Origin of the sequence: Pseudomonas sp. THAF187a (assembly GCF_009363395.1) — a bacterium.
Lineage (GTDB): Bacteria > Pseudomonadota > Gammaproteobacteria > Pseudomonadales > Pseudomonadaceae > Aquipseudomonas > Aquipseudomonas khazarica.
This window is the reverse complement of the sequence record NZ_CP045349.1, coordinates 2,599,840-2,610,436: the sequence shown is the minus strand read 5'-3', so window position 1 is coordinate 2,610,436 and position 10,597 is coordinate 2,599,840. Positions and strand designations below refer to the sequence as shown.

The window sequence follows — 10,597 nt, the reverse complement described above, 5'->3', positions numbered from 1 at the left end:
CGGGCACGCACGCAAGACAGCGACCGTTCGACGCCTCTAGCCTTGGGCCATCGATTGATGACGGAGGCGAGGATGAATTCCTGGCGCAACATCAGCCTGTGGATGGATCAGCTCGACGACCCCCTGCAGGCGCGAGCCGCCTTGCAGGCGGACCTGCAGGCGGACGTGGCGATCATCGGCGCGGGCTATACCGGGCTGTGGACGGCCTACTACCTCAAGCGCCAGGCGCCACAGCTGCGCGTGGTGATCCTGGAGGCCGAGACCGCAGGCTTCGGCGCCTCCGGGCGCAACGGTGGCTGGCTGATGGGCAATCTGCTCGGCGAGGATCGCATGCTGGCCGCCTTGCCCGCGGCCGAACGCAAGGCCTCGTTCGACCTGCTGCACGGCATTCCCGATGAGGTGGCGGCAGTGGTCGGGCGCGAGGACATCGACTGCGACCTGCGCAAGGGCGGGGTGCTCTATTGCGCCGCGCGTTACCCGGAGCAGGAGGTGCGCTTGCGCGAGTATCTCGCCGAACTGCGCGCCCTGGGCCTGGGGGAGGAGGACTATCGCTGGCTGGCACCGAGCGAACTGGGCGAGCAGTTGCGTATGGCCAATGCCTACGGTGCGCTGTATAGCCCGCACTGCGCGACCATTCAGCCCGCCAGGCTGGTGCGCGGGCTGGCCCGCTGCGTCGAGGGCATGGGTGTCGAGCTGTATGAACGCAGCCCGGTGATCGACTGGCAGCCCGGTGTGGTGCGCACTGCCCAGGGTCGCGTCACGGCCGACTGGGTGGTGCCGGCCATCGAGGGCTATGCCGCGACCCTGCCGCCGCTGGGCAATCACCAGCTGCCGGTGCAGAGCCTGATCGTCGCCACCGAGCCCTTGCCTGCGGATGTATGGGCGGGAATCGGCCTGGAACGTGGCCAGGCGTTCAGCGAGTTCAGCCGGCAGGTCACCTACGGCCAGCGCAGCCTGGATGATCGGCTGATCTTCGGCGCGCGTGGCGGCTATCGCTTCGGCGGGCGCCTGCGCAGCGACTTCAGCCTGACCCGGGACGAACTGGACCTGCGTCGCTACCTGATGGGGGAAATCTTCCCGCAACTGCGTAACGTGCGCTTCACCCACTCATGGGGCGGCAACCTCGGCATGGCGCGACGCTTCCAGCCGCACATGTTGCGCGATGCGCGCAACCGGATCGCCCTGGCCGGCGGTTACGGTGGCGAGGGCGTGGGGGCCACCAACCTGGCCGGGCGAACCCTGGCCGACCTGATTCTCGGACATGACAGCGAACTGCTGCGACAGCCCTGGGTGCTGGCCGACAGCCCGGTTTCCCGTCTGCGCCGCTGGGAGCCCGAGCCATGCCGCTGGCTCGGTTACAACGCGATCATCCGCAGCTTCGTCCACGAGGACGAGGTGCTCGCCAACCCGCGCAGCCCGGCCTGGCGACGACGCCTGGCGCAAGCCGTGGCGGGGCGCATGGAAAGCCTGATGAGCTGAGCGAGTGCCTGGCTCTCACCGAACTTCAACCTGGAGCTCATATGAACATCACCCATTTCCGCAATACCCCGGACATCGTCCTGGATGAGTCCAACCCGGTGGCCGTGCCGCTGAGCGAGCCGGTGGCGGTGGCCTCGACCACCAGCGTCGAACGCAGCGATGGCGTCGAGACCGGCGTCTGGGAGTGCACGCCGGGGCGTTGGCGCCGGCAGATCGTGCAGCAGGAGTTCTGCCACTTCATCGCCGGGCGCTGCACCTTCACCCCGGATGGCGGCGAACCGATCGAGATCGCAGCAGGTGACGCACTGATGTTGCCGGCCAACACCCTGGGCATCTGGGACATACAAGAAACGCTGCGCAAGACCTATGTGCTGATCTTCTGATCCGGCGCTTTTTTCAGTGACTGCCTAGAACAACAACTCACGAGGTAACCCATGCTGAAGAAACTCCTACCGTGCCTGTTGCTGGCCGGTACCGCCCACGCCGCCGACAGCGTGCGCATCTACAACTGGACCGACTACATCGCCCCGGACACGCTCAAGCAGTTCGAGCAGAGCAGCGGCCTGGCGACGCACTACGATGTCTACGACAGCAACGAGACGCTGGACGCCAAGCTGATGGCCGGGCGTTCAGGCTATGACGTGGTGTTTCCCTCCAACCACTTCATGGCCCGGCAGATTCAGGGCGGTGCGCTGAAGCAGCTGGACCGCAGCAAGCTGTCCAACTGGAGCAACCTCAACCCGGTGCTGATGAAGGCGCTGGAGGTGAACGACCCCGGTAACACGCATGGTTTCCCCTATCTGTGGGGCAGCACCGGCATCGGCTACAACGTCGACAAGGTGCGTGAGGTGCTGGGCGACGATGCGGCGATGGACAGCTGGGACGTGTTGTTCGACCCGAGCAAGCTGGCCAGGCTCAGCCAGTGTGGCGTGGCGATTCTGGACAACGGTCCGGAGATGCTGCCCATCGCCCTGCATCACCTGGGCTTGCCCCATCACAGCAAGAACCCTGACGACTACAAGCGTGCCGAGGCACTGCTGATGGAGATGCGCAAGAACGTGCGTTATTTCCACTCGTCCAAGTACGTCGGCGACCTGGCCAATGGCGAGATCTGCATGGCCGTGGGTTTCTCCGGCGACATCATGCAGGCCGGCGCGCGAGCGGCCGAGGCAGGCAACGGGGTGAAGATCCGCTATGAGATCCCCAAGGAGGGCGCGCCGATCTGGTTCGACATGGTGGCGATGCCAGTCGACGCCAGCAACGAGGAGGGCGCCTACGCCTTCATGAACTACCTGCTACAGCCGGAAGTGATGGCGGCCATCAGCAACCACGTGAAGTATGCCAATGGCAACGCCAAGGCCGATGCGCTGGTCGAGCCCGCCCTGAAAGCCGACCCGACCGTGTACCCGCCAGAGTCGGTGATGGACAAGCTGTACACGCTGGAGGCCATGCCGCTGAAGATCGACCGGGTGCGCACGCGCATCTGGAGCAAGGTCAAGAGCGGCGTCTGATCACCCCCAACCCTGGATAGCACAAACGCCGCGAGCCTCTGCAGGCTCGCGGCGTTTTCCTGTGCTTCGCTGGCAGCCAGGCGCTGCCTGCCCAGACATCAGACCTTGAAGCGCCCCAGCAGGCTGTCCTGCTGGCCAACCTGTTCCACCATCGAGGCGCACTGACGCACCTGTTGCTCGGCGCCGCCAGCCAGCTCATGACTGATGTCGCGGATGTTGGTGGTGTTGCGGTTGATTTCCTCGGTGGTCGCGCTCTGTTCCTCGGCCGCCGTGGCGATCTGCAGGTTCATGTCGTTGATGCGGGTGATCGCCTCGCGGATGCGGCCGAGCATGTCGTTGGCCGCGCCGGCTTCTTCGGCGGTCTTGCTGGCCGTATCACGGCTCTGCTGCATGCGGCTTTCCGCCTGGCGTACGCCGCCCTGCAGCTGGTCGATCATCTGGCGGATTTCCTGGGTCGCCTGCTGCGTGCGCGAAGCCAGCGAACGAACCTCGTCGGCGACCACGGCGAAGCCGCGACCGGACTCGCCGGCACGCGCGGCCTCGATGGCGGCGTTGAGGGCCAGCAGGTTGGTCTGCTCGGCGATGCTGGTGATCACCTGCAGGATCGACTCGATGTTGTGGCTGAGCTTGGCCAGCTCGTTGATCGCGTGGCTGGTCTGGTCCATCTCGTCGGCCAGGTGGCGAATCGCCGAACTCGACTGCGAGACTACGCGCACGCCGCTTTCGGTCTCCTCGTTGGCCGCGACGGCCGCCTGGGCTGCTGCCTGGGCGTTGCGTGCCACCTCCTCGGCGGTGGAGGCCATCTCCTGCATGGCGGTGGCCAGCTGATCGAGTTCCTGCAGCTGCTCCTGCAGGCGGCGGGCGGCCTGTTCCGACTCCTGCGATGTCAGCGCGGTGCTTTCGCGCACCTGGTGCGAGCTGCCCATCACGTCGCCGATCAACGTCTGCAGGGTTTGCAGGAAGCGGTTGAACTCCAGCGACAGCTCGCCGATCTCGTCATTGCTGGTGATCGCCAGACGCCGGGTCAGGTCGCCTTCGCCGCTGTTGATCTCGCGCAGCGAGGTGCTGAGCAGGCCGAGCGGCTTGAGCAGGCTGTTCATCAGCAGGCCGAGCACCACCAGGCTGATGGCCACGCCTACCACGGTGCCACCCACGGCCAGCCAGGTCAGGCGATCGGCCTCGGCCATCACCACGCTCTCGTCGAGCACCACGCCGATGTACCAGTCCATGCCACGCAGGTTGGGCAGGGGGGTGAAGGACACCAGCAGGCTCTTGCCGTCGGCATCGACCTCGTGCAGTTCCTTGCCCAGGGCCGGGCTCTGGCCATCGAACAGCTCGCTGTAGGCCTTGCCGTTGTAGCTGGCGTCCGGGTGGGAAATGATGTTGCCCGAGCGGCTGAGCAGGAAGGCGTAGCCGGCGCCGTTGAAGTCCAGGGTGTTGACCGCGTCGGCGACCGACTGCAGGCGGATGTCGCCGCCGAATACGCCGAGGAACTTGCCTGCGTCGCTGATCCGGGCGACGGCGGAGATGAGAATTTCGTTGGTGGTGGAGTCGACGTAGGGTTCGGTCAGCACGGCCTGGCTGCCGGCCTTGCCGGTGGCGTACCACGGGCGTTTGCGGCCATCCCAGTCGGCGCTGGGCTTCCACTCGTCACTGTTCTTGATCGGCTTGCCGTCCGCTTCCAGTGCGCCGAACACCAGAATGAACTCGTTCTTCAGCAGCGGGGCATCGAATACCCGCTGGTTTTCTTCCGGGCTGTAGCTGCTGTCGATGGTCTGTGCCATCAGGTCGATCAGGCGCAACTTGGCGTTGAGCCAGTTCTCGATCTGCCTGGCGAGCGCGTTGCTCGACTCGGTGATACTGGATTCGACCTGACTGCGCAGGGTGTCGCGCACCTGGCTGACCTGGGACAGCGACAGCAGGCTGGTAGTAAGGAACAGCACGGTAGCGGCGGCGATACCGACCTTGTGGGCAATCTTCATGAATGGGCTCCTGAGCGCCAAAACGACGGGGCTGCATCCATGCAATGCGGCTTGTGGCAAACCTATTACAGTGCCGGTATTTCACCGACAGGACGTGTGGTCTCTCTGTAGAGGGGCTATCGGCTGGCGGATGCCATTCTTGAGCGTCAGGCGCGACTTCTGTGCAGGCGACTGGTGTTGACCACGTCCACCGCGCGGGCACGCAGCTGGCCACAGCCGCCGTCGACATCCTGGCCGGCCGAGTTGCGCACCTTGGTCAGCACGCCCCGGCTGTGCAGGTAGCGGACGATCTCGACGATACGCTCGCCATCGGGGCGCTGGTACTCGTCGGCTTCCAGGCTGTTGTACGGGATCAGGTTGAGCACCGCGAACTTGCCCTTGAACAGACGCAGGATGTTGTCCAGCTCCGCCTGGCTGTCGTTGATGCCCCTGAGCAGCGTCCACTGGTACTGGATCGGATAATCGATGGTGCGGGCGTAGGCCTCGCCCAGCTCCATCAGCCGTTCGGGGTCGATGCGTGGCGCTCTCGGCAGCAGGCGCTGACGCAGCTCGGCATCGGTGGTGTGCAGCGACAGCGCCAGGGCAGGGCGCACGCGTTGCTGCGGCAGGCGCTCGAACACACGCGGGTCACCGACGGTGGAGAACACCAGGTTGCGGTGGCCGATTCCTCCTTCGGTGCCGAGCAGGTCGATGGCTTCGAGCACGTTGTCGAGGTTGTGCGCGGGCTCGCCCATGCCCATGAACACGACTTTCTTCACGGCGCGGCGGCGCCGGCCCAGCACCACCTGGGCGACCATTTCGGCACTGCTGAGCTGACGCAGCAGGCCGCTCTTGCCGGTCATGCAGAAGGTGCAACCCACGGCGCAGCCCACCTGGCTGGAGATGCACAGGCCGTCACGCGGCAGCAGCACACTCTCGACCATCTGCCGGTCGGCCAGCTCCACCAGCAGGCGTGACGAACCGTCGGCCCCGGGGTGCTCGGTGCTGACCCTGGCCAGTTGCTCGAGGCTGGCGGCGATTGCCGGCAAGCCTTCGCGTACCGTCAGCGGCAGGAAGTTCTCGGTCTTCTGGTGCTTGGTCCCGGCATCCAGCGGCTTGCCCTGCAGCCAGGCACGGGTGATGCGCCCGATATGCTGGGGTTTGGCGCCAAGGTCGGCGAGACGGCGAGAAAGTTCGGTGAGCTGCATGGGGCGCGCATGCTACCACCGCCGCGCGCCCATGCGTAGGGCGTTTCAGCGCGCCGCGAGGAACTGGCCGTAGCCCCGCGCGTGGCCCAGCTCGATGGCGATGCGTTCGTCGTCCACGGCCAGGCGGCCATTGATCAGCACATGGCTGACGCAGCCGGGATTGCGGCAGACCATGCGCGGGATGCCGAAGCCCTGCATCTCGTCCCAGTTCTCCTGCTCCAGGTTCTGCCGCAGTCCCTCGGGGTCGAGCAGCACCAGGTCGGCGCGGTCACCCAGGCGTATGTAGCCGGCGTCGATACCGAGCCAGTCGGCTTGTTCGCCGGTCAGGCGATGGACCGCCTGTTCCAGGCTCATCACCGGCTGGCTCTCGTCATGGCTGTCCTTGACCAGTTTGAGAAAACGCAGCGGCAGGTTGTAGAAGGCCATGTTGCGGATGTGCGCCCCGGCGTCGGAGAAGGTGATCAGGGTGTTGGGGCTGCGCACCATCTCGCGCAGCTTGTCGCGGCGGTGATTGCCGATCACGGTGAACCAGCGCAGCTGGCGGCCGTGCTGCACCACCATGTCGAGAAACAGGTCGACGACATGCAGGCCACGTTCGCGGGCCACGTCGGCGAAGTTCCTGCCCACCAACGAGGTATCCGGGCAGCCGAGGATCACCGCGTCGCCGAAGTCGCGCTGCCAGACCCGTGGCGACAGCTTGTCGGCGTAGTATTTGCGGAAGGTGCGGCGGTACTGCTCGTCCTGCAGCAGCTTGTTGCGCTCCAGCTGGTCCTTGACGTCCAGGGCCATCTCGCCCGCGCCGAATTCCTCGAACAGCACGATATCCATGCCGTCGGCGTAGATGGCGAAGGGCGTGGGCAGCAGTTGCCAGCGGAAGTCGCCGCCCAGGCGATTGGTCAGCCAGGCGGAAACACGGGCAAGCAGCGCCAGGCTGCGGTTGCCCTTGAGGTCGAGCAGGGAAATCAGCGTGGTCTTCAGCGGCTTGCGCAACAGGCCGATGGCCTCGCTGATGTACTGGGTGATCTGCAACGGGTTGGCGGCGTTGGGCGCGCCCTGGTGCACCCGGCCGCGCTGGCGCAGCAGGCGGTTCAGGCGGCGTATCTCGCGCCAGCGTGCATAGGTGCTGGGCAGGCTTTTCGACCATTCGCGGTCGCCATCGATCTTGTCCCATTTCAGGCACATGGTGGACAGGCCGAGAAAGCCGCAATCCAGCGCCTCTTCGAGTACGGCTTCCATGCGCTGCTGTTCCGCTGCGCTGGGCACGACCTGGCGGTCGGTGGCGCGGTGCAGGCCCATCACCGCCACGCGCAGGTCGCTGTGGCCAAGGAAACTGATCAGGTTTGGCCCCAGGGGGTGCTGGTCGATGAACTCGCGCCACTGCCGTGGGCCGCTCCAGGTCTTGCGTGTCTGCAGGATCGGCAGCACCTTCTCGCGCGGTACGGTTTCCACGCGGGTGAAAATGTCGGATGCATCCTCGGCCTGGCTGCAGACCATGCTCAGCGAGCAGCTGCCGACCAGTACCGTGGTCACCCCGTGACGCACCGACTCCGACAGACCGGGGGCGACGATCAGCTCGGCATCGTAATGGGTGTGGGTGTCGAGGAAGCCGGGGGTGATCCACTTGCCACGGGCATCGATGACGCGCTCGGCCAGGTGCTCGTCCAGCGGCTCGGCGCTGATCAGGGCGACGCGGCCATCTTTGATGGCCAGGCTGCGAATGGAAGAGGGGGCTGCGCTACCGTCGAAGTAGCGGCCGCTTTGCACAATCAGGTCGTACTGAGCCACGGATCACCTCGGATTTTTTGTTGTTGTGGGGTGAGACTAAGCCGCTGGCGAGCGTGCGACTTGTCATGACACGACAAACACCGCATCTTCGTCGGGCAAGCCCTTCACGGAGTGGCCATGAGCATTCGCTACGAGGTACGCAGCGCCGCACTGACCGGGTTGCCGGCCGAGGTGACGGCACTGGGCGGCAACCTGGATGACCTGCTGGCGACGGTTGGGCTGAACCGCACGGCGCTGGCCGACGGTGATCGGCTGATCCGTATCGAGCAGGTGATCCGCCTGCTCTGCGAAGCGGCGCGGCAGCTCGCCTGCCCTGATCTCGGCCTGCGCGTGGCTGGCCACCAGGGGTTGCAGATGCTCGGGCCGCTCGGTCGCCTGCTGGCGCGTGAGGCCGACCTGCACGGCGCCTTTTCTGCTGCGCAGCGCTACCTGGCGTTGCACAACAAGGCCGAGCACTGGCGCCTGTCGGCCGTCGGCGACCAGGTTGAGGTGCGCCGTATCGAACATTTCTTCGCCGAGGAGGGCGGTCAGCAGTACCGGGAAATGGCCATCGCCGCCTGTGCCCGCATGGTGCGTGCCATGGGCGGGGCCAACCTGCATCCGTTGCGGATCGCATTCAGCCACAGTCCCGTCGCGTCGCTCGCCTGTTACCGGCGGCACCTGGGCTGCGAGGTGCTGTTCGATCAGGAGCACGACTGCCTGATCTACGCCGCCAGCGTGCTGCAGCGTCCGGTGCTGGCCATGGCCAGGCGCGATGAGCAGCATCTCGACGACTACCTGCGTACGCTGCTCGACGGCCTGCAGGACAGCCTCGAGCTGCAGGTGCGCAGCCTGATCACGCAAACCCTCGGCATGCGTCAGCATTCGCTCGGCCACATCGCGCAGCTGTTATGCCTGCATCCACGCACTTTGCAGCGCCGGCTGCAGGCGGAGGGGTTGCACTTCAAGCAGCTGGTGCACCGGGTGAAGATGGATACCGCGAGCTGGCACGTACAGGCATCGAACATGCCCCTGACCCTGCTCGCCGACGTACTCGGCTATGCCGATCTGGCCGCCTTCTCCAAGGCCTTTCGCAACGAGTTCGGGCAGTCGCCGTCGGCGTGGCGACAGCTGCATGGCAACCTGCCGGACAGATAGCCTCGCTCAGCGCGACGCGGCCGCGACCACCTCGAAGCGCAGCACGCCGATCATCTGCCCGGCCTCGGTGACGACCCGCACCTGCCAGCGACCTTCGGGCGCGTCGGGGAAGTTGAGCTTGTGCGTCCAGGCACGATAGCCCTCCTTGCGACCACCGTGGATATCCAGGGCGATGCGCTCGACTTCTCGGCCGTCGTGCTGCCAGACGTGATAGATGCGCTCGTTCAGTCCGCGAGGCGCGTTGATCGAGGTGTAGGCATAGATGCCGTTGGCGCGCAGCTGCTCGGCGGTGATGCGTTGCAGGCTCTCGCCCGGGGTGCGCTGCGTACCGTCGAAACGGTCGCTGATCGCCACTTCGGTCAGCCACAGGGTGGCAGGCGGCACCCACACCCGCGCCATCCAGCCCGCGCCGGCCATCACCAGCGGCAGTGCGGCCAGCAGGACGATGCGCCGCCAGCCGGCGAAACCGATCAGCCCCGGCAGGCTGGGCAGTGCCAGCACCGTGGCGACCAGCAGGGCGATGCGGTAGCTCTCCGGTGTGCTGAGGTGAAAGATGATCGGCAGCGCCGTGAGCATGACCGCGAACAGCGCCAGGCTGTGCAACATCAGCAGCAGCCAGCGCCGTGGCGCCAGCCAGCGGTAATAGATGGGGTCGGTGATCGAGGCCAGTGCCGCGACGCCGAGCAGGCCGCTGAACAGCAGTTGCCCGCTGTTCCAGGTGGTGGTGATGAAGAAGAACGGCAGGACGAAGAACAGGCTTTCCTGGTGGATCATCTGCGTCGCATAGCGCAGCAGCGGCAGGGGCAGCTCGAAGCCGAAACGCCGGGCGATGCGCTCACGCAGCAGGCTCTCCATCATCAGCCACAGCCAGCTGACCAGCAGTACTACACCGAGGACCTTGGCCAGATGGGCCTGGCGGTCGACCAGCACGAAACTGGCCAGGCCGGAGCAGAAGCCGAACAGGGCGACGAGGCCGGGATAACGCTGGATCCAGGCAATCAGCGTGGGCACGCGATCGAGTAGGGCTTTCATGGGAGCGACGCGCTATTGTGATGGGCGGGCATCCTAGGTAGTGCGGGCCCCGGGCGCAAGCGAATCGTCGGCGCTGCTGGCGATCAGGCGCGGCTTGCGGCACTATTGCGCCCCCGTTTCACCACCGAGTCCGATCACGATGAAATTCATCCATCAACGCGAGCAACTGGAAGAGGGCGATCTGGTGGTCATCCAGTGTTCGCAACCCTGCAACATCCGCCTGATGAACGACGCCAACTTCCGCGCCTTCAAGAACCGTGGCCGGCACAGCTATCACGGCGGCGCCTTCATCAAGTTTCCGGCGAAGATCAGCGTGCCTTCCAGCGGCTTCTGGAACATCACCATCGACACCGTCAGCCGCAAGGCCGTCAGCGTGACGCGCAAGCCGCAGCTCGAATACAGCATCACCATCAAGCGCCAGCGCCGCGCCGGCATCTAGTTGCCGCCCCGAGAGGCGCTGCGCAGTACCGGCAAGGCACCCGGC

At 65.8% G+C, this 10,597-nt stretch carries 9 protein-coding genes and 1 pseudogene; 5 read left to right on the top strand and 5 right to left on the bottom strand.

The window, feature by feature from the left end:
- The first annotated feature begins 72 nt into the window (after positions 1-72).
- Genes FIV02_RS12135 through FIV02_RS12125 form a run of 3 tightly spaced genes read left to right on the top strand, consistent with a single transcriptional unit; the run spans position 73 to position 2,990 of the window.
- A complete protein-coding gene (locus FIV02_RS12135; RefSeq protein ID WP_152488744.1) occupies positions 73-1,479 on the top strand; it encodes an FAD-binding oxidoreductase in 1,407 nt (468 codons plus the stop codon).
- A gap of 41 nt (positions 1,480-1,520) precedes the next feature.
- Positions 1,521-1,862, top strand: a complete 342-nt coding sequence (locus FIV02_RS12130; RefSeq protein ID WP_152488743.1) for a cupin domain-containing protein — start codon at positions 1,521-1,523, stop codon at positions 1,860-1,862.
- 51 nt (positions 1,863-1,913) lie between these two features.
- Positions 1,914-2,990 carry a polyamine ABC transporter substrate-binding protein gene (locus FIV02_RS12125; protein ID WP_152488742.1) on the top strand — a complete coding sequence of 359 codons (1,077 nt, stop codon included), beginning with the start codon at positions 1,914-1,916 and terminating at the stop codon, positions 2,988-2,990.
- Positions 2,991-3,088: 98 nt separating this feature from the next.
- Here FIV02_RS12125 and FIV02_RS25285 read toward each other — a convergent pair whose 3' ends face one another.
- The 4 genes and pseudogenes from FIV02_RS25285 to FIV02_RS12110 form a co-directional block, all read right to left on the bottom strand.
- Positions 3,089-3,793 (bottom strand): methyl-accepting chemotaxis protein, encoded by a 705-nt coding sequence (locus FIV02_RS25285; protein WP_371923281.1) that lies wholly within the window; start codon positions 3,791-3,793, stop codon positions 3,089-3,091.
- 201 nt (positions 3,794-3,994) lie between these two features.
- A pseudogene (locus tag FIV02_RS25280) lies at positions 3,995-4,972 on the bottom strand (cache domain-containing protein); the annotation flags it as partial.
- A gap of 146 nt (positions 4,973-5,118) precedes the next feature.
- On the bottom strand, positions 5,119-6,159 hold the full coding sequence (locus FIV02_RS12115; RefSeq protein ID WP_037047532.1) for an RNA methyltransferase: 1,041 nt from the start codon (positions 6,157-6,159) through the stop codon (positions 5,119-5,121).
- A 45-nt stretch (positions 6,160-6,204) separates the two neighbouring features.
- Positions 6,205-7,944, bottom strand: coding sequence for an amidohydrolase family protein (locus FIV02_RS12110; RefSeq protein ID WP_152488741.1), 1,740 nt, complete (start codon positions 7,942-7,944; stop codon positions 6,205-6,207).
- Positions 7,945-8,061: 117 nt separating this feature from the next.
- On the opposite strand from FIV02_RS12110, the gene FIV02_RS12105 reads away from it, so the two are divergent.
- Complete coding sequence (locus FIV02_RS12105; protein ID WP_152488740.1) at positions 8,062-9,081, top strand: AraC family transcriptional regulator; 1,020 nt, start codon at positions 8,062-8,064, stop codon at positions 9,079-9,081.
- 6 nt (positions 9,082-9,087) lie between these two features.
- Here FIV02_RS12105 and FIV02_RS12100 read toward each other — a convergent pair whose 3' ends face one another.
- A complete protein-coding gene (locus FIV02_RS12100; protein ID WP_152488739.1) occupies positions 9,088-10,113 on the bottom strand; it encodes a DUF5924 family protein in 1,026 nt (341 codons plus the stop codon).
- 139 nt (positions 10,114-10,252) lie between these two features.
- Here FIV02_RS12100 and FIV02_RS12095 point away from each other — a divergent pair, with 139 nt between their 5' ends.
- Entirely contained in the window at positions 10,253-10,552 is a 300-nt protein-coding gene (locus FIV02_RS12095) for a DUF1883 domain-containing protein (RefSeq protein ID WP_152488738.1), read from the top strand.
- The last annotated feature ends 45 nt before the right edge of the window (positions 10,553-10,597 follow it).